Annotated in this window: 18 protein-coding genes; 9 read left to right on the plus strand and 9 right to left on the minus strand. The window is 63.3% G+C overall.

Features of this window, described 5'->3' with window-relative positions; all coding sequences use genetic code 11:
- The 3 genes from AC0L2J_RS03360 (at position 1) to AC0L2J_RS03370 (ending at position 3,510) form a co-directional block, all read left to right on the plus strand.
- A complete protein-coding gene (locus AC0L2J_RS03360; protein WP_473387184.1) occupies positions 1–771 on the plus strand; it encodes an enoyl-CoA hydratase in 771 nt (256 codons plus the stop codon).
- Positions 772–910: 139 nt separating this feature from the next.
- Positions 911–2,107 carry an acetyl-CoA C-acyltransferase gene (locus AC0L2J_RS03365; RefSeq protein WP_473387187.1) on the plus strand — a complete coding sequence of 399 codons (1,197 nt, stop codon included), beginning with the start codon at positions 911–913 and terminating at the stop codon, positions 2,105–2,107.
- Between the two features lie 107 nt (positions 2,108–2,214).
- Positions 2,215–3,510, plus strand: a complete 1,296-nt coding sequence (locus AC0L2J_RS03370; RefSeq protein ID WP_473248446.1) for an MFS transporter — start codon at positions 2,215–2,217, stop codon at positions 3,508–3,510.
- Here the strand turns inward: AC0L2J_RS03370 and AC0L2J_RS03375 are convergent.
- The 3 genes from AC0L2J_RS03375 to AC0L2J_RS03385 form a co-directional block, all read right to left on the minus strand.
- On the minus strand, positions 3,507–4,910 hold the full coding sequence (locus AC0L2J_RS03375) for a carbohydrate porin (protein WP_473387189.1): 1,404 nt from the start codon (positions 4,908–4,910) through the stop codon (positions 3,507–3,509). The genes AC0L2J_RS03370 and AC0L2J_RS03375 overlap by 4 nt on opposite strands.
- Positions 4,911–4,932: 22 nt before the next feature.
- Positions 4,933–5,949, minus strand: a complete 1,017-nt coding sequence (locus tag AC0L2J_RS03380) for a transporter (protein WP_473248444.1) — start codon at positions 5,947–5,949, stop codon at positions 4,933–4,935.
- Between the two features lie 109 nt (positions 5,950–6,058).
- A complete protein-coding gene (locus tag AC0L2J_RS03385) occupies positions 6,059–6,841 on the minus strand; it encodes an acetoacetate decarboxylase (RefSeq protein ID WP_106943171.1) in 783 nt (260 codons plus the stop codon).
- A gap of 232 nt (positions 6,842–7,073) precedes the next feature.
- Here AC0L2J_RS03385 and AC0L2J_RS03390 point away from each other — a divergent pair, with 232 nt between their 5' ends.
- Positions 7,074–8,237 (plus strand): patatin-like phospholipase family protein, encoded by a 1,164-nt coding sequence (locus AC0L2J_RS03390; protein WP_007609083.1) that lies wholly within the window; start codon positions 7,074–7,076, stop codon positions 8,235–8,237.
- 136 nt (positions 8,238–8,373) lie between these two features.
- Here the strand turns inward: AC0L2J_RS03390 and AC0L2J_RS03395 are convergent, their stop codons facing one another.
- A complete protein-coding gene (locus tag AC0L2J_RS03395) occupies positions 8,374–9,171 on the minus strand; it encodes an IclR family transcriptional regulator (protein ID WP_035974022.1) in 798 nt (265 codons plus the stop codon).
- A gap of 233 nt (positions 9,172–9,404) precedes the next feature.
- Here AC0L2J_RS03395 and AC0L2J_RS03400 point away from each other — a divergent pair, with 233 nt between their 5' ends.
- From AC0L2J_RS03400 to AC0L2J_RS03420, 5 genes are all read left to right on the plus strand, one after another.
- A complete protein-coding gene (locus AC0L2J_RS03400) occupies positions 9,405–10,565 on the plus strand; it encodes an aminotransferase class V-fold PLP-dependent enzyme (protein WP_007609081.1) in 1,161 nt (386 codons plus the stop codon).
- Positions 10,566–10,594: 29 nt separating this feature from the next.
- Positions 10,595–11,491 carry an amino acid ABC transporter substrate-binding protein gene (locus AC0L2J_RS03405; protein ID WP_007609080.1) on the plus strand — a complete coding sequence of 299 codons (897 nt, stop codon included), beginning with the start codon at positions 10,595–10,597 and terminating at the stop codon, positions 11,489–11,491.
- Positions 11,492–11,554: 63 nt separating this feature from the next.
- Positions 11,555–12,346 (plus strand): amino acid ABC transporter permease, encoded by a 792-nt coding sequence (locus AC0L2J_RS03410; protein WP_007609079.1) that lies wholly within the window; start codon positions 11,555–11,557, stop codon positions 12,344–12,346.
- Entirely contained in the window at positions 12,343–13,035 is a 693-nt protein-coding gene (locus AC0L2J_RS03415) for an amino acid ABC transporter permease (RefSeq protein ID WP_007609078.1), read from the plus strand. The genes AC0L2J_RS03410 and AC0L2J_RS03415 overlap by 4 nt, the downstream gene beginning before the upstream one ends.
- A gap of 40 nt (positions 13,036–13,075) precedes the next feature.
- Entirely contained in the window at positions 13,076–13,843 is a 768-nt protein-coding gene (locus AC0L2J_RS03420) for an amino acid ABC transporter ATP-binding protein (protein WP_007609069.1), read from the plus strand.
- 56 nt (positions 13,844–13,899) lie between these two features.
- On the opposite strand, the gene AC0L2J_RS03425 is transcribed toward AC0L2J_RS03420, so the two are convergent.
- The 5 genes from AC0L2J_RS03425 to AC0L2J_RS03445 all read right to left on the minus strand — a co-directional run bounded on the left by AC0L2J_RS03425 (position 13,900) and on the right by AC0L2J_RS03445 (position 21,872).
- A complete protein-coding gene (locus AC0L2J_RS03425) occupies positions 13,900–15,606 on the minus strand; it encodes a response regulator (protein ID WP_473387195.1) in 1,707 nt (568 codons plus the stop codon).
- Positions 15,603–17,117, minus strand: coding sequence for an ATPase domain-containing protein (locus tag AC0L2J_RS03430; RefSeq protein WP_473387196.1), 1,515 nt, complete (start codon positions 17,115–17,117; stop codon positions 15,603–15,605). The genes AC0L2J_RS03425 and AC0L2J_RS03430 overlap by 4 nt, the downstream gene beginning before the upstream one ends.
- Positions 17,118–17,347: 230 nt before the next feature.
- Entirely contained in the window at positions 17,348–19,045 is a 1,698-nt protein-coding gene (locus tag AC0L2J_RS03435; RefSeq protein WP_473387198.1) for a GMC family oxidoreductase, read from the minus strand.
- A gap of 363 nt (positions 19,046–19,408) precedes the next feature.
- Positions 19,409–20,968 (minus strand): acyl-CoA carboxylase subunit beta, encoded by a 1,560-nt coding sequence (locus AC0L2J_RS03440; RefSeq protein WP_035974020.1) that lies wholly within the window; start codon positions 20,966–20,968, stop codon positions 19,409–19,411.
- Entirely contained in the window at positions 20,898–21,872 is a 975-nt protein-coding gene (locus AC0L2J_RS03445; RefSeq protein WP_473387200.1) for an IclR family transcriptional regulator, read from the minus strand. Before AC0L2J_RS03445 ends, AC0L2J_RS03440 begins: the two co-directional genes overlap by 71 nt.
- Positions 21,873–21,903 lie beyond the last annotated feature (31 nt).

The following is a 21,903-nucleotide window of genomic DNA, read 5'->3' on the forward strand; positions in this document are numbered from 1 at the left end:
ATGGAAATGCTCAACCACCACTGCGGCGTGACGCGCGATACGCGCGGCGTCGTTCATGTCACGATCTGCAACGCCGGCTCGCTGAACATCTTGGGCTCGCCCGTCACCGAAGCGGTGCGCGAAGGCTTGCAACAGCTCTCGTCGGACCGCAGCATCCGGGTTGCGGTGCTGCGCGGCCAGAGCGAGAAAAGCATGATCGGCGGCGCCGACATCAAGGAGATGGCCAGGCTCGACCAGAAGTCCGCCGAGGCCTTCATCAGCCGCCTGCGCGACCTCTGCGAGGCCGTGCGCGCGTTCCCGGCCCCGATGATTGCGCGCATGCCCGGCTGGTGCCTCGGCGGCGGGCTCGAAGTCGCTGCGGCCTGCGATTTCCGGATCGCGGCGCATGACGCGCATTTCGGCATGCCGGAGGTGCGCGTCGGCATTCCCTCGGTGATCCATGCCGCGCTGCTGCCGCGCCTGATCGGGTGGGCCCGCGCGCGCTGGCTGGTGATGACCGCTGAGAACATCGACGCGGCGACGGCGCTGGCCTGGGGACTGGTCGACAAGGTCGCGCCGGAGGGTGGGCTCGATGCCGAGGTCGAGCACCTCGTGAAGGCCCTGCTCGAATGCGGCCCCGAGGCGCTGCGCTCGCAGAAGGCGCTGCTGCGGCAATGGGAGGAGCTGCCGCTGACCGAGTCGGTGAATTTGAGCGTCAAAGTCTTCGGCGAGTCGTTCCTGACGGACGAGCCGACGCGGCTGATGGGCGCGTTTGTGAATCGGAAACGGTAGGCTCTCCGCCTCGTCCGTTCGAACGAGCAAATCTCATCTGACCCACGACAATTTCTCATGCCGGACGCGGTTGCATTTTTTGCGCCGCATCATATGATGATCATAATCTTACATTCTGACATCTGAGGGAGTCCTCCCCATGGCCGAAGCCGCCGATCCCGTCGTCATCGTCTCCGCCGTCCGCAGCCCGCTCGGCCGTTTCATGGGCGAGCTGTCGCCGCTGGCCGCGCACAAGCTCGGGTCGCACGTGATCGGCGCGGCACTCGAGCGTGCCAAGCTTGCGCCGGAGAAGGTCGACGAGGTCTTCATGGGCTGCGTCCTTCCTGCCGGCCAGGGTCAGGCCCCGGCGCGCCAGGCTGCGCGTGCCGCCGGCCTGCCCGACGCCACCGGCGCCACCACCATCAACAAGGTCTGCGGCTCCGGCATGAAAGCAACCATGCTGGCGCACGATATCATTCGCGCCGGCTCGGCCGAGATCGTCGTCTCCGGCGGCATGGAAAGCATGAGCAACGCGCCGTATCTGCTCACCAAGGCCCGTGGCGGCTATCGCGCCGGCCACGACCGCATTATCGACCACATGATGATGGACGGCCTCGAAGACGCCTACGAGACCGGCCGCTCCATGGGCGATTTCGGCGAGGCCACCGCCGAAGCCTATCAGTTCACCCGCAAGGACCAGGACGCCTATGCGATGGAAACGCTCAGCCGCGCGCGCAAGGCGGTCGAGGGCGGCGCGTTCAAGGCCGAGATCGCGCCGATCACGCTGAGCGAGAAGGCAGGTCCCCGCATCGTCGCCAATGACGAGCATCCGCTGAAGGTCGATCCCGCGAAGATCCCCGGGCTGAAGCCGGCGTTCCGCGCCAACGGCACCATCACGCCGGCGGCCTCCTCCGCCAACACCGACGGCGCCGCTGCGCTGGTCCTGACGAAGCGCTCGCTCGCCGATCGCAGCGGCCTGCCGGCTCTGGCCGAGATCAAGGGCCACGCCACCCACAGCCAGGAGCCGCAATGGTTCACCACGGCGCCGATCCCGGCAATCCGCAAGCTGCTCGACAAGGTCGGCTGGAGCGCCGACGATGTCGATCTGTTCGAAATCAACGAGGCCTTTGCCGTGGTGGCGATGGCGGCGCAGCGCGATCTCGGCATTCCCCGCGACAAGCTCAACGTCAACGGCGGCGCCTGCGCGCTCGGCCATCCCATCGGCGCCACCGGCGCACGGCTGATCGTGACGCTGCTACATGCGCTCGAGGCGCGAAAGCTCAAGCGCGGCATCGCGGCGCTCTGCATCGGCGGCGGCGAAGCCACTGCGATTGCGGTGGAGCGCTTGACGCACTGACGTGAAAGTCCGGAAGTGAGGGAACTCTGTCATTTTCGACAGACGCGTCCCGTGCCATTCTGCAAACTTGCGCAGGTCTCTCGCCTGCCCATCAAGATTGAGGCCCAATGATCTCGAACTGGCTCGCGGCAACGCTCGGACGCCGCAATATCCACTACGGCTGGGTGATGGTCGGCGTGACCTTCCTCACGGCGCTGATCAGCGCCGGCACGGTCGGCGCGCCCGGCGTGTTCATCGTTCCGCTTCAGAAGGAGTTCGGCTGGAGCACGGCGGAGATCTCCTCCGCACTGTCGATCCGCTTCATCCTGTTCGGGCTGATGGCGCCGTTCGCGGCTGCCCTGCTCAACCGCTACGGCCTGCGCAACGTCACGCTGACCGCGCAGCTCATCGTCGTCTCGGCGCTGGTGCTCTCGCTCGGCATGACAGAGGTCTGGCAGCTCGTCGCGCTGTGGGGTGTGGTGATCGGGATCGGCACCGGCATGACTGCGCTGGTGCTGGGCGCCACCATCGCGACGCGCTGGTTCGCGGCGCGGCGCGGCCTCGTCGTCGGCATCATGACCGCGAGTGTCGCCACCGGTCAGCTCGTGTTCCTGCCGCTGCTGGCAAGCCTCACCGAACGCTTCGGCTGGCGGCTTGCACTCGGCTTCGTCTGCATCGCGCTCGGTGTTTCCGCCCTCGCGGTCCTGCTCGCGATGCGCGACCGCCCGAGCGACGTCGGCCTGCGCCCCTTCGGCGACGAAGGCGCAGAGCCCCTGCCCGCCCCGCCCGTCAGCCACGGCTCGATCACCGGCGTGGCGCTCGGCACGCTGCGCGACGCCTCGAAGAGCAGCGCGTTCTGGGTTCTGTTCGCGACCTTCTTCGTCTGCGGCGCATCCACCAATGGCCTCGTGCAGGTGCATCTGATTCCGATGTGCCTCGATTTCGGCATCCCCCAGGTGCAGGCCGCGGGCCTGTTGGCTGCGATGGGCATCTTCGATTTCTTCGGCACCATCATGTCGGGCTGGCTGTCGGACCGCTACGACAACCGCTATTTGCTGTTCTGGTATTACGGCCTGCGCGGGCTCTCGCTGATCTTCCTCCCTTTCAGCGATTTCTCGTTCTATGGGCTCTCGATCTTCGCGATGTTCTACGGGCTCGACTGGATCGCAACCGTGCCGCCCACGGTGCGCCTGACCGCGCAGAAATTCGGACCCGAGCGCGCCAATCTGGTGTTCGGCTGGATCTTTGCCGGCCACCAGCTCGGCGCGGGCACCGCCGCCTTCGGCGCGGGTTTCTCGCGTACGGTCTATCAGAGCTACCTGCCCGCCTTCTTCATCGCCGGTGCGCTCTGCGTGTTCGCCTCGCTGATCGTGCTGACGCTGTCGCGACAACCGAAGCCGAAGCCGCAGGCCGCGATGGCTTAGTACCTGATCGTGGTGGTGACGCCGAAGATTGCGGCGTCACCGATCCGCGCGACACCGCTCGAATCGTTCGGGTCCGGGATGCCGCCCGATGGACGGAACACATATTGGAAGTACGGCGCGACCAGCCAGCCCGGCTTGACATGCGCTTCGTAGATCATCTCGATCAGGGTTTCGTTGCTGCGCACCGGGCTCTGGATGCCGGTGAAGAATCGGGTATCGACGTCGAGATGACGCGCAGTGTTCGAGATCCGCATGTAGGCCGCCGCCACGCCGAAGCGATCGAGCGGTCGACCGGGAACGAAACCGACGAAGCCGATGCCGCCGTCGATATAGAGATCAATCAGGTTGCGGTCAGGCGGGCTGTAGGCGATGCGGCCGAACGCGGTGACACCCGCGAGCGAGGCCGACGTGCTGTTGTCCCTGACCTCCGGCGGGCGGTAGAGCACCTGCTCGATGACCGCGAAGATTCCGTAATTGCCGCGAAGCTTCGCCGGAATGCCGCTTCCGCCGGGATCGGCGATCGACTGCACCTCCGCCGTAAAGCGCTGGCTGTCGAAGGAGCCATAATGCTTCCAGGCACCCGGCGTGACATTGCCGGCGAGCGGACGGCCGCCGATATCGATGGCGTAGTTGAAGCGAACCTGCCCGATCACCCACGGCGGGTCGTTGACGCGAAAGGCGAGACCATGATGGTCGCGAAGCTGCGGATCTGCATCGCCAGGTCCTGACGGATCGCCGTTGAAGACAGCACCGAACGCCGTGATCTGATCCGTCAGCGCGGCCTTGATGCGAATGCCGGGCACCGCGATCGGCGGCGCCGGCCCGCCGGCCGGAAGGTTGGATGCCTTGATCGCCGGCCAGCCGAAGGTGCCGTTGATGAAGAGATCGTCGGTCTGGCTGTCGAAAAACTCGACATCGGCGGCCTGCTGGCCGGCCCTGATGTTCAAGCGGTCGTTGAAGAAGCTCTGCTCGAAATAGGCATTGTAGAGCCGCTGGTCCGGCAGCGCCTCGATTTCGCTGATGGTGGCGAGATTCATGACGTAGTTGCGGCTCAGACCTCGCCCGTAGATCACGAAGGCATTGGCGTAAAAGCGGCCACCGGTCCAGCCGACCAGCTTGTCGAGATCGGCATCGACCGACAGATCAAGCCGGCCGAAATGGATGGCGCCGCGCTTAACGCCACCCGACACATTGCCGATGTTGTCGGCGATGTAGGTGGCGCCGAAATTCAGGCCCTTGTCGGCGAGGCCGTCATGCCAGTCGTTGAACCATTTCGGAGCGAGCCACCCCGCCGCGCTTTCGTCCTTGGCGCCGGCGAACGCGCTCGTGCCTGCCACTGTCCAGGCCAGCGCAATGGCAGCCGCATATCGCAGCAAAAATCGATGTGCACTCGCGATCACGGCTGATACCGGCTGGCGTACGCTATTTGAAGATGCCGCTACGCCGCATGAAGAGATAGGCCGCACCGACCGACGAGGCCATCAGGAGCGCCGCCCAGAAAAATCCGCTCTCGACATCGGTCAGCGGCAGGCCCTTGGTGTTCATGCCGAAGATACCGGTGATCAGCGTCGGCGGCAGCAACAGCGAAGTGACGATCGATAGCGTGTGGAGGTGGTTGTTGCTTTGCTCCTCGTTCTTGAAACGCAGCTCCTCCTCGAGCAGGCGGCTGCGTTCGCGCAGCTCGACGATATCGTGGTCAAGGCCGTCCAGCCGCTGCGCCAGCTTGCCGGCCTGGATACGCAGGTCCGGCGACAGGTGGTCGGTGTTCTTCTGGTCGAGGCGATGGAACAGCGTACGCAGGCCGGTGAGCTGGCGATGCAGCCTGACGCAGGTCCGGCGCAGCCGGCCGAGATTGCGGCGCATCTCCGGCTTGGCGTCGTCGGCCAGAATCCGCTCCTCGATCTCGTCGATCTCCTGGCCGAGCTTGTCGGCCATCCTATCAAGCGTGTCGGCGACCTCGTCGACGATCTTTTCGAGGAGATGGGCGACATTGTCGACGCGGTAGCCGCCTTCGAGCACCCGGCGTGTCGCGTCCGCCGAGCACAGCGCCTGATGGCGGCCGCTGATCAGGAGCCGCTCGGTCATGGCGAAGCGCAGGAACGCGGTCTCCTCCGTCGCGCTGCCGATGTCGCGTACGAGGTCGGAGAACACGCCGTAGATGCAGTGATCGATGACGTGAAGCTGCTGGAAGGTGTCGTTGGACAGCAAGAGCTCGCGCGCAAGCGGCGGCAGCTGTGACGCGGCGATCCACGGCCGTGAACGCGTGTCCGTGAGGTTGAAATGCAGCCAGAGCCGGCCGTCGTGACTGAACTCGATCGGCTGGTCGATCGGCAGCGCTTCGGCACCGCCGTCGCTGTGGAGGCGGAACGCCCACACCAGGCCGGGAATGCCAGACACGGAATCCGATATCGCGCTGACACGCTTTGCCGGCTCAGCCATGACCAACCCCAACCGTCAACGAATGCCCCGCTCCGGAAGATGGCTGACGCCTCTTCCGGACCCACGCGGGTACTCAATTACGGCATTGTTACAGTTTGATGATGACGCCCTACTCGGCCGCCAGCGCCGTCGAGGCCGCCGCCTCGGCTTCCCTGATGTAGTCGTGCACGACGCGGCCGAACGGCAGCGTCAGGTCGGCGATGTAATGATGCGCGCCGAGGCAGCGGCGGACCGGGAAATCAGCGACGGGCGCGTTGACATGCGGCACCAGATGCAGCCGGCCGGGCCCCATCCAGGAGCCCTTCGGCACGATGTCGATGAGGTTGATCGCGACGAGCTGGCAGATCTCGAGGCGGCCGTCGACGCCGGGGATCATCTTCAGATTGATCTGCGTCTTCGACAGCGTCGCCCGGGTCAGATCGCCGTTGCCGGCCATGCTCTCGTGCTTGTAGCCCATCGTGCCCATGGCGACGAGCTGGCCGGCATATTCCAGCGTGCCCGTCAGCGTGTCCTTGACGATCTCGAGTTTGGGATGCGCGTATTTCTTGGGAAAGCCCCAGATCTCGCGGCCGGCGGCGATCGGCGGATCATCGTCCAGATACATCTGCGAGACGAAGTTGACCTCCTCGCCGTGCAGGCGCGCGGGGATGACGAGGCCGGACTCGGTGTAGCTGCCGAAGCCGGAGGAGTCCGGCATCCTGATCCATTCGTAATGCACGATCGGCTGATCGATCGGCTCCAGCGGCTCAGGCAGGCCGGCGCGGATGAGGTCCGGATCGGTCTCGTAGGTGATGACGAGGAATTCGCGGTTGACGAAGCGATAGGGCCCGGCCGGATAGCTCGGCCCGGCCGCCGGCATCGACGGAAGTCTCAGCAAATCTTCCCTGCGCATCGCTGGTCTCTCCTCTCGTGGCGCTCACGTGATGCCCACCCGGCGGCGTCAGGCGGCGATGCAGAGTGCTAGCCGCCGTCATTGACTGCGATGTGAAGGATTTCCGTCAGCCGCACGACCGCAGCCATTCCCAAGGCGATCATGGTGCATGCAAGCGATGCATCGGCGCCAGAATTGTCATTACGCCGTCACCGCCGGACGCAATCGTTCGGCGAAACAGGGAGCACCGACCATGGACGCCCGCACATATCAGACACATCAGCCTTCTTCACGAGGCTGGCGGCCCGAGCGCTGCGACCGCGTCGCGCTGGTGCTGCAAGGTGGCGGCGCGCTCGGCGCCTATCAGGCCGGCGTCTACCAGGCGCTGCACGAGGCCGGCATCGAGCCCGACTGGGTCTGCGGCGTCTCGATCGGCGCGATCAACTCCGCCATCATCGCCGGCAACAAGCCGGAGAAGCGGCTCGAGGCGCTGCGCATTTTCTGGGAGCGCATCACCAACCGCAAGATCTGGCACTACACGCCTGACGGCGACATCTTTCGCCAGTGGCGCAATCTCACCAGCGCCTGGATGACGTCGGCGATGGGCCAGCCGGGCTTCTTCAGCCCGCATCAAGTCAATCCATGGCTCAGCCCGGTCGGAGCCCGGACCGCCACCAGCTATTACGACACGATGCCGCTGAAGGAGAGCCTGCTCGAACTCGTCGACTTCGACCTCATCAACGAGAAGAAGGTTCGCTTCGCAGTCGGCGCCGTGAACGTGCTCTCCGGCAATTTCATCTATTTCGACAATTCCCATGACGAGATCGAGCCGGAGCACATCATGGCTTCCGGCGCCCTGCCCCCGGCACTGCCGATGGTACGGATCGGCACCGATCATTTCTGGGACGGCGGCATCGTCTCCAATACGCCGCTCCAGCACCTGCTCGACCAGGAGGACGCGCTCAATTCGCTGGTGTTCCAGGTCGACCTGTTCAGCGCGCGGGGCGTGCTGCCGCGCTCGATCCAGGACGTGATGGCCCGCCACAAGGACATCATGTATTCCTCGCGCACCCGCCACAACACCGACGTCTACCGCCGCACCCACAACCTCAAGGTCCTGCTCTACAAGGCCTTGGCGAAGCTGCCCGACGAGCAGCTCTCCGAGGAGGAGCGCAAACTCAAGTCGAGCCTGCGCCACATGCCGGAGATCGCGATCCTGCATCTGATCTACCAGCAGAAGGCCTATGAAGGCGACGCCAAGGACCACGAATTCTCGGGCACCTCGATGCGCGAGCACTGGACCTCCGGCTACGAAGACACCAAGCGCACCCTCAAGCGCCGCGACTGGATCAAGATGCCCGACGAAGGCATGGGGCTGGTGGTGCACGATGTGCACCGGGAGACGGAAAGCGCGTGAGCAACGCGCCCCGCGGGGCGCGCTCAAACAAAAAGTGCGAAAACAACCCCATGCACAGTAGCCGGGGCGTGGCAAATCAATGACTTACGTTTTACCGAAAACGATTTGACTCGTCGGGCAAAACAGGAGCAGGATGTCATCGTCGGGCATCTGCGTCATCATCGTCATCAACCTGCAAAATGGTCTCCGACAGCAGAGCGGCAGCCTTTTGCAGCGGGCCTATGAACCGGTCCAACTCGACGAAGCTGACGCGTGCCACCGGCACGGAGACGCCCAGGCAAGCGATCAGCTCTCGATCCGGGGACAGGATGGGCACGGCACACCCCACCACGCCTTTCACGTACTCTTCGTTCGTTTTGGCCCAGCCGCGCTGCCGCGTCTCTTCGAGCACCTTCATTAGCGCGTGGACATCGACAATCGTCGTTTCAGTGAATTTGATCAGAGCGAGTGCGTGGCACAGCTTCACCCGCGTCCGCTCGGGCAATCCGCTCATGTAGATCTTTCCGGTGGACGTGCAGTGTAGCGGCGCCGCTTCTCCCGGATTGAACTGAAGACCTTGCGGCTCCGAAACGCGAACGCTGTCCACATAGGCGACGGAATTATCGCGCACGACGCCGATCTCGCATTGTTCACCGATTTCTGCCGCGACCGCTCGAAGCACCGCGTGCCGCCGCGCTGTGCGGAAGGCCGCTCCGATCACAGTCGCGGATAGCGTGACGAGTTGATTACCCACAACGTAACGCTTGGTCCCCAACGCCTTCTGAAGCAGTCCGCGGCCTTCAAGATTTCCGATCAACCTGTGCGCCGTTGGAAGAGGCAGCGAGAGAGCCTTGGCGATCTCTGCCGCTGAGACGGCTTTGCGTTGGTCAGCCACATGCCGAACGATCGCGAGGGCGCGGTCCAAGGGTCCATCCCTCTCAACTTGCTTCGTCATTTCCCTACCGGTTGGGATTGGCAGCAAAATACACTGCATCCAATAATTATCATTTTTCGGAATAAAATCTATTGATATTCGACAATTCCATTTGTCCAAATCCGGAAAGCTCATATTCTTGGCGCTGTCGGCGATTGACTAGAACTTGTGCAGCGCGGTCTCGCCGTTTCGAAATGTCGCTTCGTCGCATGGCCGACCGCCAAGTCCGACGGCGCGCTCAACAGGAGATGTGTATGTCTCGTCACTACGACGTGGACGCCGTGAGGAAGGAATTCCCTGCCGTTGAACGGATGGTTTATCTGGACTCGGGATTTCAAACGCCGCTCGCGCGCCCGGTGAGAGCCGCGATCGAGCTCTTCCTTCGCGAGGGCTTCGAGACGGCTGGCCCGAAGAGCGTCTGGCTCGACCGGGTGGAGCAGACCCGCGCCAAGGTCGCTCGCTTTCTCGGCGTGACTGCCGATGAGATCGCCTTCACGAAAAACACGTCGGAAAGCATGAACATCGCGGCAAACGCATTGCCGCTCCAGGCCGGTGACAATGTCCTGATGGTCCACGGCGATCATCCGAACAACGCCTACGCGTTCCTCAATCTGCAACGGAAGGGCGTCGAAATTCGCTTCATTCCGATGACGGATATCGTCGATGCCGACAGCTTTGCTCCCTTCATTGACGACAAGACGCGCGCAATCTCGATGTCGCATGTGACCTTCCATGCCGGTCACCGCTTTGACATCGAGAGCGTCGGCGCGATGTGCGCCAGGAAGAAGCTCTACTTTGTCGTCGATGTGATGCAGGCGATCGGCGTCGTACCTGTTGATGCGAAGGCGATCGGCGCCAGCTTCATCGGCTCCGGCAGCCACAAGGGATTGCTCGTTCCGCAAGGCCTCGGGCTTCTCTATTGGGACAAATCCCTTCGAGAGCTGGAACCGACCTATATGGCGGCCGCGAGCCTCGCCGATATCCCCAGCGACCTCATCGCGTGTCCCGACAAAATGGCGCCCTCTGCGACCGCCAGGCGCTTCGAACTTGGCAATTTCAATCTGCCCGCGATCCATGCTCTGGGTGCTTCCCTCGACATGATCGAGCAGATCGGGGTGCAGAACATCCAGAACCACTGCTTCGACCTCGGCGATCACCTGATCGCGCGCCTGGACGAATTGGACGTCCGCCTGGTTGGCCCGCACGAGCGACAACACCGCGCTCCGCACATCTACGTCATCGCCCTGCCCGCAGCGGACTGGCTCGGGCATTTCGAGGAGAACGGCGTGCGGGTTTCGCCCGAACGTGACGGCATCCGCGTCTCGCTCGGCATGTTCAACACCGCGACGGATATCGATCGCCTGATCGACGTCATTCGCCGGCGAGGGCTCGGACGCCCTTCGGTTGCAGCTTGAATTTGACAAACGATGGGATGACAAAAACCATGAAACAGCTCGTTCAGGTATTGGGACTTCTCCCGGCGCTCTTAGTTAGCAACGCAAGCCCCTCCGCGGCGGCGGATAGCCCGACGCTGGACAAGATCAAATCCAGCGGTTCGATTACGATCGGTCACCGTGAGGCCTCAATACCGTTCTCGTACCTCGGGCCCGACCAGAAGCCCGTCGGTTTCTCGCTCGATCTCTGCGCGGCGATCGTCGATCGCGTCAAGGAGGAGCTGAGATTGCCCAATCTCAAGGTCAGTTTCACCCCGGTGAACTCGTCGAACCGGATACCGCTGATCCAGAGCGGGACCGTCGACATCGAATGCGGCGGCACCGCGAATGACAAGAAGCGGCAGGAACAGGTCTCGTTTTCGGTCGCCACGTTCGTCAGCCAGCCGCGATGGCTGGTCAAAGCCGCCAGTGGCGTCAAGACCGCCGGCGACCTGAAAGGCAAGACGATCGTCGTCACCCAGGGCTCCAACGCGGTCGGCTTCGCGCAGGGCGTCAACGCCAAGGAACAGCTCGGCCTCAACATCGTCCAAGCCAAGGACCATGCGGAATCGTTCCTCATGTTGAACACCGGCCGTGCGGCCGCCTTCATGGAGGACGATATTCTCCTCGCCGGGCTGAAGGCTGCGGCGCCGAATCCGGACGCACTCCTGTTCCTTCCCGAGGGTTACGCGAAGATCTACTACGGGCTGATGTTCACGAAGGGCGATGCCGGCTTCAAGGCACTCGTCGACGACGTTCTCTCCAAGCAAATGGCATCAGGCCAATTCGAGAAGACCTACGCAAAATGGTTCACCAAGCCGATCCCGCCCAAGGGTGAGAATCTCGCATTTCCGCTCACCGACGAATTGATGGGCCGGATCGCGCATCCCAGCGATTCTGTCGACTGACTGACGGAGCCGATCGTCTCGCCAGGTCATCCTCGTCCGCACCTGCAACTTTGAGGACTCGCGATGTTCGGAGTGCTTTTTGAACAGACGGCGGACGGCCAGCGCTATATCGACTGGCTGCTGTCGGGCCTCGGTTGGACACTCGCTCTCGCCTTCTTCGGCTGGTGGATCGCCTTCGGCATCGGGGTGATCGTCGGCGTGGGCCGCACGGTGCAAAATCGCGTCTTCGCGATATCGGCCCGGCTCTATGTCGAGATATTCCGGAACATCCCTGTCCTTGTGCAGATGTTCCTCTGGTATTTTGTTTTCCCGGAGGTGGTGCCGAGCGCAATCGGAGATGCAATCAAGCAGATCCCGCCGCCATGGGCATCGTTCTTCCCGGCACTTCTTTGCCTCGGGCTCTACACGGCTTCCCGCATAGCCGAGCAGGTCCGGGCCGGCATCGAGGCGCTCCCAAAAGGACAGCTCGAAGCCGCCAACGCCCTCGGCCTCAGCGGTTACCTCACCTATCGACACGTCATCGTGCCGCAGGCCTTGCGCCTCATCGTGCCGAGCCTCACCAGCGAGGTGATGGGCATCTACAAGAACACCTCCGTCGCACTCACGATCGGTTTGATGGAGCTGACCGCCCAGGCACGCCAGATCAGTGAAGCGACGTTCCAGACATTCACTGCCTTTGGCGCGGCGACCATCGTCTATCTCTGTCTGGCACTGATTGCCTATCAAGCCATGGCGCTGATCGACAGAGCGGTCCGGATTCCGGGTAGCGCGCCCGCCACGCTCCCGGCTGACCAGGATCTCGCCGGCGAAGTGGAGCAAGGCGCCTTGCCCGGCGTGATGGGAGCCGCGAAATGAACGCCCTCGATTTCTCGATCGTCGCGCAATCATGGCCCTATCTCTGGTCGGGCCTGCTGTTCTCGCTGTCGCTCACGGCCGCCGCGTTCGCCATCGGCATGATTCTCGGAACCTGCCTTGCGCTGGCGCAGCACTTCGAGCTTCCCGTGGTTGCCCAGATCATCCGCGGCTACGTCGCGATCATCCGATCGATCCCGCTGATCCTCGTTCTATTCTGGTTTTTCTTCCTGGTGCCGATCGTGCTCGGGCACCTTAGCGGCAACGGCCGCCCCATCCCGATCGGCGCCACCTATACCGCCTTCATCACTTTCGGCTTGTTTGAGGCGGCCTACTATTCCGAGATCATCCGCGTTGGACTGCGCGCCGTGAACAAGGGCCAGTTTGAGGCCTGCCAAGCCCTCGCGCTGTCCACCTACGACACCTACCGCCAGATTGTCCTCCCGCAGGTCCTGCGGGTGGCAAGTCCGATTATCCTGAGCCAGACGATCATCCTGTTTCAGGACACGTCTCTCGTCTACGTCCTGTCGTTGACGGATCTTCTCGGTGCGGCCTCCAAGCTCGCGCAGCTCAACGGCCGCCTCGTCGAAATGTACCTCGTCATAGCAGTAGCCTATCTCGTCATCAGCTCTGCGGCGTCCCAGTGCGTCGCCATCCTTCGCAAGCGATATGCTGTTGCCGCTGCCCGCTGACCATCGGGGTACCAAATGGCCCCGCATTTGGGAGACGAACATGCCTCAAGCGACTGTCCGCAATGCCACACGGCCCGCCGAGATCGTCGTCGTCGAGAACGTGACGAAGCGGTTCGGCGCATTCACCGCGCTGAACGACGTCACCCTCAAGGTCGACAAGGGCGAGAAGATCGTGCTCTGCGGACCATCAGGCTCCGGCAAGTCCACCCTTATCCGGTGCATCAACCATATCGAGAAGCACGATGCAGGCAGGATCATCGTCGATGGTGTCGAGCTGACCAACCGCATCGCCGACATCAACAGCGTACGTTGTGAAGTCGGGATGGTATTTCAAAGCTTCAACCTATTTCCGCACCTCACCGTCGCGGAAAACTGCATGCTGGCTCCAATTAAGGTTCGCGGGATTTCGCAGTCTGAAGCGCGCGATCGCGCACTCGGCCTGCTGCGGAAGGTCCGCATTCAGGATCAGGCCGACAAGTATCCCGCGCAATTGTCGGGCGGTCAGCAGCAACGTGTCGCCATCGCGCGAGCGCTGTGCATGCAGCCCAAGATCATGCTGTTCGACGAACCGACATCGGCTCTCGACCCCGAGATGGTCAAGGAGGTACTGGAAACCATGGTCGAGTTGGCGAAAGAGGGAATGACGATGGTGTGCGTGACGCACGAAATGGGATTTGCCCGGGAGGTCGCCGACCGAGTGGTCTTCATGGATCGCGGAAACATCATCGAGGAAGCGGATCCGGAAACATTCTTTCGAGATCCTCGCACGGAACGAGCGAAGGCTTTTCTAAACCAGATCATTCACTAGCCAAATCGGCAGCGCCCGATAGAGTGCGGCTTGTCGAGGCGATGCCACAGCCCCCATCACGACGCCCCGGAGCGCTTGGTTTCCGCTCTGATTCGAAAGTCCGATTTTGCAGCACTGAGCGCTGCGGCGAGCTCGTCGATGTGGTAGGGTTTCGACAGGATCCGGATCCCGGCTGTTTCGGCGTCGTGAACCGCGGCTTCGGCGTATCCGCTCGTCAGCAAGACCGGAATGTCGCTTCGCCGTCTCTTGATCTCGGACGCGAGCTCGACACCGTTCATGCCGCCCGGCATCATGATATCGGAAAACACCAGATCGACGGAGCGGCCGTCCGCTAGGGCACCGAGCGCCGCCGCAGCGCTGGCCGCGCGCGTGACCTGGTAACCGAGCTGCGCAAGCATCTCGCTGACCAGCGCGGCGACCTCGTCGTCGTCTTCGACGAGGAGAACCCGGCCATGATTGGCCTTCTTGGGCCGAGCCCTGTTCAGGTCGATGAGATGCCGTTCACCCGAAGGGATATTCCTGGATCGCGGCAAGTAGAGCTCGATGCTGGTGCCCTCGTCGACGATCGATTTTATGCGAACCATCCCGCGTGACTGCGTCGCAAATCCGTGAACCTGGGCAAGCCCCAAGCCCGAGCCTTTCCCGACATCCTTGGTCGTGAAGAACGGTTCGAAGACCCGCGCCAGGATCTCGGGGCTCATTCCAACGCCCCTGTCGACCACGGACAGACGAACGTAATCGCCCGCGATCTCGTTCTCGTTCAGGCCGGCCAGGTTCTCGCCACGGACAACGATCGTGCCGCCGTTCGGCATCGCGTCGCGGGCGTTGACCGCCAGGTTGAGAACGACCAGTTCGAGCTCTCCCGGATCGACCTCCACCGGCCAAAGCCCCTCCGGAAAATCGAACTCGACGTGAACGTCGCCTCTCAGGCTCCGATCGAGCAATTCGCGCATGCCGCCGATCTGCGCCGGGATGTCGACGGCCTCGGGCCGGAGCTTCTGCCGCCGTGAAAAAGCCAGAAGCTGCCTGGTCAGGCCGGCACCACGCTGCGCCGCCTGAACCATTCCTTCCAACAGGCGCCGCCGCCGATCAGGATCGGTCTGCCGGTCGAGCATGTCCAATCCACCGGAGATCACCATCAGCAGATTGTTGAAGTCGTGCGCTACTCCGCCGGTCAATTGCCCGATGGCTTCGATCTTCTGGGCCTGACGAAGGGTCTCCTCGACGCGGGCGCGCTCTTCCATTTCGGCCCGCAGATGCTTGTTGGCCTCCTCGAGGGCACGGGTGCGCTCGACCACGAGTTTCTCGAGCTCCTGGGCCGTCCGCTCCCGCGCCTGTAGCAAGGTCCGAATTTCATATTGCCGCCGGCGGGCCCGCATTGCGGATTGAATAGCGCTCGTCAGCGTGATCGGCTGAACCGGACGTTCAAGCAGGGAAACGTTGCGGAGCGTCTCGACGATGCTGCGGCGCCAGGCAACGACCGCCGGCTGCTCCCGGTGGCTCGTGAGAATGACAAAGGGCAGGTCGGACCAGGGCGGCTGCCTCTCAATCCAATGTGCCAGCGGCTGGGTATCCTTCCCGAACAGACCCTCCTCGGCGAGAAGGACCGCGCCCACGCCCGCCGACATCTCGCTGACCAGTTCAGGCAGACCCCGACAATTGATTGCTACGAGATTCGAATTACGGAAAAGCTCGACCGATGCCGGTCCATCGCGGCCGATCGGAGCAAACACGAGGACGCAATGATCGCGATCGGCGTTCATTCCGGCAGCCCTTCCGGCATCTCCGTGCCCGAGTAATGCGGATTCCCGGAAAAGATGCCGCTGAATCCGGTCAGCGGAGGACCGACCGTAATGCCGGCACTGCCAAGGCGAAACTCGCGGATGGAATTTTCATGATTGCCGCTGCGCTTCTTCACGACCGAGAGCGCACGCCGCACCGTTCCGCCGACTTCGAAATAGCGCAGCATGAGCACGGCATCGCTCAAATAGCTGATATCGAGAGCCGTTTCCATCGGACCGACCAGCCCATGCTGAGCGAGGATCAGGACGGTCAGCACGCCTTTCTGTCCGAGATAGCTCAGGAGCTCATGCATCTGGAGGATGAGAAATCGCTCGTCCGGCATTGCGTTGAGGTAGCCGTTCAGACTGTCGATGATAACAATTCGGGCGTTATCCTGTTCGACGCTGTTGCGCACATTGGCGGCGAATTCGCCGGGGGACATCTCGGCGGGATCGATCTGTTTAAATCGGATGAGTCCCGACTGCAGATGGTTTTCAAGGGGCAGGCCCAGCGTTCGAGCCCGGGCCTCCACCGTACCGCGACCTTCATCGAAGGCAAAGAACACCGTATGCTCACCGCGATCTGCCGCCGCGATCGCATAGGTCAGCGCGAGAGAAGACTTGCCGACACCGGCGGCGCCCAAGAGCAGCGCACTGGTGCCGCGCTCAAGCCCTCCTCCCAGGAGCTGGTCGAGTTCCGCATTGCCGCTGGGCGTCAACTCACCGATAAAGGAGGTGTGATGTTCCGCCGCCACCAGACGGGGGAATATCCGCACCCCTCCCGCTTCGATCGTGAAATCGTGGAAGCCGCCGCGAAATCGAATGCCGCGCATCTTGATCACGCGAAGCCGCCGGCGCTCTGCTCCATAATCAATGGCGAGCTGTTCGAGCATCACGACGCCATGCGCGATCGAATGGAGTTGCAGATCGTCCTGGGACGACGAGAGATCGTCGAGGAGGATGACCGTGCAATTGCGGTTGGTGAAAAAATGCTTCAAGGCCAGAACCTGGCGCCGGTACCGCAGCGGATTCTGCGCAAGGAGGCGCAGCTCGGACAAGCTGTCCAGCACCACGCGCGCGGGATTGATCCGTTCGACCTCCTTGAATATCAGGCCCGTGGTTTCGCTCAGCTCCATTTCGGCGGGGTGGAAGACGGTGAGCTCGCGCTCCGGATCGAGCGTCGTCTCCGGCGGCACCAGTTCGAAGATGTCGACGCCTTGCAGCGACCAGCCGTGCCGCTGCGCAACCAGCGCCAGCTCGCGCTTGGTTTCCGACAAGGAGATATAGAGTACGCGTTCACCGCAGCGCGCGCCCTCGAGAAGGAATTGAAGCGCCATCGTGGTCTTGCCCGAGCCGGGCCGACCCTCGTAGAGGTACATGCGATTGGGATCGAGCCCGCCGTAGAGGATATCGTCGAGGCCGTCACTGCCGGTCGAAATCCTGGGCAACTCTCCGGGGTCGCTGGCTTGCACCCGGCTTGATGAATTGATCATTGAATCCCCGTGAAGTTCCATCGCCGACAGTGCGCTCCGGCCCCGAGATGGGACGCGCGGTCAGCGGCCCGATCTCAGCCGTAAGGCGAAATCTGGCAAAGAACGCCCAAGCCGGGTTCCAAGTTCCGCCTCCGGACGCATGTCCGCCAGACCGTCTGCCGCGGAACCGTTCCGATCCTAGACGGTCAGCGTCGACAAGGCAGTTCGCGGCCCCGCAAAGCCGAGCGAGCTCACTGCATCATCGCGGCCGCGATCTTCTCCGCCGACATCAGGACCGGAAAATTGGTATTGGCGCACGGCACCACCGGGAAGATCGAGGCATCGACGACGCGCAGGCCCTGCACGCCCTTGACGCGCCCCTCTGGATCGACCACCGCCATCGGATCGTCGGCCCGGCCCATGCGGCACGAGCAGGAGGCGTGCCACACGCCGATGGTGGCCTTGCGCACGAAGGCTTCCAGCGCCTCGTCATCGTTGATGACGTCGTCGAAGGTGAAGCCCTCGACCACGAAATTGTCGATCATGTAGTGGCGCAGCGCCGCCGGTCCGTCCATCAGGGCCGCGGCGATCTTGGTGAGAATCCGATTCCTGGTGTTGACCACGCCGATCTTGCGCACGCGGTCGGTATAGGAGGCCGGGAACGGCTTGTCCGTCACGGCCCTGACGACGTCGCTCATCTGCACGGCCGCCATCTTGCGGAAACCGCTCATCAGCCGATCGAGGTCGCGCCGGTCGGACAACAGGTTGAACTCGACGATCGGCTCGACTGACGGATCACGCGAGGCAAGCTTGACCTGTCCGGTCTCGGAATAGGTCTTGTTGACGAACGTCAGCAGCGATCCGATCTGCTCACCGACCGCGTGCCATGCCGATTTGCTGAGCAGGACGACGAACATGTCGCCTTTCGGTACGCCTTCGAGCCCGGACGAGTAACGCAGGCCAAGCTGCATGTGGCGCCTGGTGTGCTCGTTCATCCGCGCGCCGCGGCGGACAAAGGACGACAGCGAGATCGAGGGGTGATCCATCAGGCGCTGGCCGACGCCCTGCAGCCCCATCAGCACGGGAATGCCCATATCCTTGAGGTGACCGACCGGGCCGATGCCGGCGCGCAACAGATGCGCCGGCGAATGGATGGCGCCGCTCGAGAGAATAATCTCGCGGGCGCGGAATTCCTGCTCCCGCCCGTCGACCACGGCCTTCACGCCGACGCATTGCGTGCCTTCGAACAGCAACTCCCTGACTTGCGTGTTGGTGGAGATCGTGAGGTTGGCGCGCTTGCGCGTGTCGCGATCGAGATAGCCCATGGCAGCCGAGACGCGTTGCTCGGCCTGGTTGGAGTGCGTCACCGGGAAAAACCCGTCGACGAACTCGCCATTCTGGTCGGGCAGGAACTGATGTCCGGCCTGCTGGAAGGCTTGCGCGAACGCCTGCGAATGCCGCGTCCAGTGCTCCCTGGGGATTCGGCGGACCGGAATGCGGCCGTCCTTGCCGTGGTAGGGACCGTCGAAATCGAGGTCGCGCTCGACCTTCTTGAAGAAGGGCAGCACATCGTTCCAGCTCCACCCCGCAGCGCCGCGCGCTTCCCATTCGTCGTAGTCGGTCGGCGCGCCGCGGTTGGCCATCTGGCCATTGATCGAAGAGCCCCCGCCAAGCACGCGAGCCTGCTCGTATTTGCGTAAGGGCGGACGTCCTTCGTTCGGATTGTTGTGGCTGACGATCTGGGTCGTGACCTTGAGCTCGGTCCAGTGGAAGCGCGGATCGAAATAGGCCGTACCCGGATAGCTGTCCCTGATCTCGGCCGGCTCGTCTCCGGGCGGTGTGTCCTGTCCAGCCTCGCAGAGCAGGACCTTGTTGGCGCTCCTCGCGGAGAGCCGGTGGGCCAGCACGGACCCCGCCGAGCCGCCGCCCACGATGATGAAGTCGTACACGATTGGCGCTTCCTCTTGTTCTTGCCCGGGAAGCGTAGCGCGTTATTGTTTTGAGGTCACGTCATCGCTGCCGCGGCAAAGCGCGAGCACAGACGCCGATGGCTTTGCCTATGGCCTGATCGCGACGCTCGCGGGCTTTACCGCTTGCTCGTTAAGCTCGCCCGCAATCGCTCGGCGAACCAAACGGCAAAAATCGCAGCGAACGACAGACCGAAAAAGATGGCTGTCCAAAGCAGCGCGTTTCCGGCGTTTGTCATGGCGTTCCTCCCCGTGCTATCGGCGAGAGGCTTGCAGACAATGAGGCGCGAGGCTTTGCGCTAGATCAATTTTGCCCGATTGTATCGGGCTGAGGGCAGGCTGACCCTACGGCCTGATCGAGAAATTCCCCGGCGGCCCTGGCTTTCGCAATGGCTCCGCCAGCCGCGCAAACTCGCACAGCAGCGACCGCGTCTTCCTGGGATCGATGATCTCCTCGACCCAGAACTTTTCGGCGGAGCGGAACGGCGAGCGCAGTTTGTTGAGGCGGTCCTCGATCTCTTTCAGTTTCTCCGCCTTGTCCTCGGCCGCGTCGATATCCGCGCGGTAAGCGGCTTCGATGCCGCCTTCGAGCGGGAGCGAGCCCCAATAGGCCGACGGCCAGGCGTAGCGGATCGAGAAGCGGTCGGCCGGCTGATGCACCACGCCGGCGACGCCGAAGGCGTTGCGCAGGATCACCGTGCACCAGGGCACCGTGGTCTGGTTGACCGCCGCCATGGCGCGAACGCCATGGCGGATGGTGCCCGCCTTCTCCGCATCGAGGCCGATCATGAAGCCGGGGCAGTCCATGAGATAGACGATCGGCAAATGGAAGGTCTCGGCGAAGTCGACCCAGCGCACCACCTTCTGGCAGGCATCGGCCGTCCAGGAGCCGCCATAGTGAAAGCTGTCGCTGGCAAGCACCATCACCGCCCTGCCCTCGAGCCGCGCGAGGCCGACAATGATCGGCTTGCCGAAATTCTTGGCGACCTCGAAGAACGAGCCCTTGTCCACGACCTGCTCGACGATCGGCCGTATCTTGTAGACCTGCTTGCGGTTACGCGGCACTGCGTTCATCAGCGCCTCTTCGGTGCGCTCCGGATTGTCGGTGCAGGGCAAGGTCGGCGGCAGCCCGTCAACCGACGACGGCAGATAGGACAGGAATCGCCGCGCGCAGGCGAAGGCCTCCTCCTCGGTGTCGACGGCATGATCGACCGCGCCGGCGCGGGTCTGGATGTCGGCGCCGCCGAGCTCTTCCTTCGAGAGGTCCTGCCCCAGCGCCTTCACCACCGGCGGACCTGCGACGAACATCGCGGACTTCCGGGTCATGATGGAATAGTGGCTGGCGGCAAGACGCGCGGCGCCGAGCCCTGCGACCGAGCCGAGGCCGAGCGCGACCACGGGCACGCGCGACAAATTCTCCGTGGTGAAGCGATACCAGCGTGTGCCACCGATGCCGCCCGGCAAATTGGCGGCGCCCTTGGTCTCGATGGTCTTGACCGAGCCGCCGCCGCCCGAGCCTTCGATGATGCGGACGATGGGCAGGCGGAGATCATGCGCCATCTCCTCCGCCATCAGCGGTTTTGCGGAGATGGACGCGTCCGCCGAGCCGCCGCGCACGGTGAAATCGTCGCCGACCACGACGACGGTGCGGCCTTCGACGCGCGCGCGACCGAACACGCAGTTCGCCGGCGTCAATTTCTGCAGCTCGCCGCTGGAATCGTACTCGCCGACGCCGGAGACGGCGCCGATCTCGTGAAAGCTGCCTTTGTCGGTCAGTCTGTCGATACGTTCCCGAACAGTCAGTCGGCCCTGGTCATGCTGACGCTTGACCTTGTCAACGCCGCCCATCTCCCGCGCGAAGGCTTCGCGCCGGGCGAGCTCGTCGAGTTCCGACTTCCAGTTCATTCACTCCCTCCGAATTGATCGGCTTGTTATTGTTGTGCACGGCCATGGCGACCGGTTTGCGCGGGATGCGGGCGTTGAAGACGTCGCCCTCCGCGCCGTCCATCAGGCTGCCGAGCGAGCGGCCGAGCGCGACCATCAACGGGGCGACCTCGGCATGCAGACGCTCTTCGTCGTACATCGACGACAGAAGACCGATCGTGATCACCACGAAGGTCTGGTATTGCGGCGACCAGATCGGCACCGCGAGCCCGTTGATATGCGGGCTCCACAGCCCGCAGGCCACGACATAGCCGCGCTCAAGCAGCAACTGCCGGTTGGTCTCGATGCGGGGCCGCAGGATTTTCGCGGCCTCGGGAGCTTCCCGCTCCATATCCGCGATGAAGGCATCGCCGACCTCGGGCGCCAATGCCGCGGTGTAGGCTGCGCCCGCAGCGGTCGAGGCCATCGAGATGCGGCTGCCGGTGCCCTCGTGCAGGCCGAGCGCCGAGGCCGAGCGCGCGAACTGGAGATAGACCAGATGGAAGCGATCGGGGACCACGAAGCCGACGGTGCCGGGCAATTGCTCGGCGACTTCCTGGAGCCGCTGGCGGATCATGCTGCGCAGCTGCGCGCCCTTCATCATCGAGGCGCTCATCGCCACCGCGCTCGGTCCGATGCGATACTTCTGATCGCGCGGCAGATAGACCAGTTGCCCCATCCGCGTCAGCGTGTGCGTGAGCCGCGACACCGTCGAGCGCGGCAGGCCGCAGCGATTTGAAATCTCGAGATTGCCGAGCCTGCTATCGTGGCCCTCGAAGCATCGCAACACGTCGAACGCGCGCGACACCACCTGGATGACATCACCCTCGCCGGCATCGCCGGCGAGCGCACCTTGTCTACTCAACCGCTCTGAACGTCGTCCCATGATCCCTACCGCTTGTTCCGCTGTGCGGAAT

This window comes from Bradyrhizobium sp. MV1.5 (assembly GCF_055807615.1).

Coding starts and splice junctions, on each gene's coding strand:
- AC0L2J_RS03405 (WP_007609080.1), top strand. CDS start 10,595: ATGAAACAGCTCGTTCAGGTATTGGGACTTCTCCCGGCGCTCTTAGTT.
- AC0L2J_RS03360 (WP_473387184.1), top strand. CDS start 1: ATGGAAATGCTCAACCACCACTGCGGCGTGACGCGCGATACGCGCGGC.
- AC0L2J_RS03400 (WP_007609081.1), top strand. CDS start 9,405: ATGTCTCGTCACTACGACGTGGACGCCGTGAGGAAGGAATTCCCTGCC.
- AC0L2J_RS03395 (WP_035974022.1), bottom strand. CDS start 9,171: ATGACGAAGCAAGTTGAGAGGGATGGACCCTTGGACCGCGCCCTCGCG.
- AC0L2J_RS03420 (WP_007609069.1), top strand. CDS start 13,076: ATGCCTCAAGCGACTGTCCGCAATGCCACACGGCCCGCCGAGATCGTC.
- AC0L2J_RS03365 (WP_473387187.1), top strand. CDS start 911: ATGGCCGAAGCCGCCGATCCCGTCGTCATCGTCTCCGCCGTCCGCAGC.
- AC0L2J_RS03440 (WP_035974020.1), bottom strand. CDS start 20,968: ATGAACTGGAAGTCGGAACTCGACGAGCTCGCCCGGCGCGAAGCCTTC.
- AC0L2J_RS03380 (WP_473248444.1), bottom strand. CDS start 5,949: ATGGCTGAGCCGGCAAAGCGTGTCAGCGCGATATCGGATTCCGTGTCT.
- AC0L2J_RS03445 (WP_473387200.1), bottom strand. CDS start 21,872: ATGGGACGACGTTCAGAGCGGTTGAGTAGACAAGGTGCGCTCGCCGGC.
- AC0L2J_RS03415 (WP_007609078.1), top strand. CDS start 12,343: ATGAACGCCCTCGATTTCTCGATCGTCGCGCAATCATGGCCCTATCTC.
- AC0L2J_RS03385 (WP_106943171.1), bottom strand. CDS start 6,841: ATGCGCAGGGAAGATTTGCTGAGACTTCCGTCGATGCCGGCGGCCGGG.
- AC0L2J_RS03410 (WP_007609079.1), top strand. CDS start 11,555: ATGTTCGGAGTGCTTTTTGAACAGACGGCGGACGGCCAGCGCTATATC.
- AC0L2J_RS03425 (WP_473387195.1), bottom strand. CDS start 15,606: ATGAACGCCGATCGCGATCATTGCGTCCTCGTGTTTGCTCCGATCGGC.
- AC0L2J_RS03430 (WP_473387196.1), bottom strand. CDS start 17,117: ATGATCAATTCATCAAGCCGGGTGCAAGCCAGCGACCCCGGAGAGTTG.
- AC0L2J_RS03390 (WP_007609083.1), top strand. CDS start 7,074: ATGGACGCCCGCACATATCAGACACATCAGCCTTCTTCACGAGGCTGG.
- AC0L2J_RS03370 (WP_473248446.1), top strand. CDS start 2,215: ATGATCTCGAACTGGCTCGCGGCAACGCTCGGACGCCGCAATATCCAC.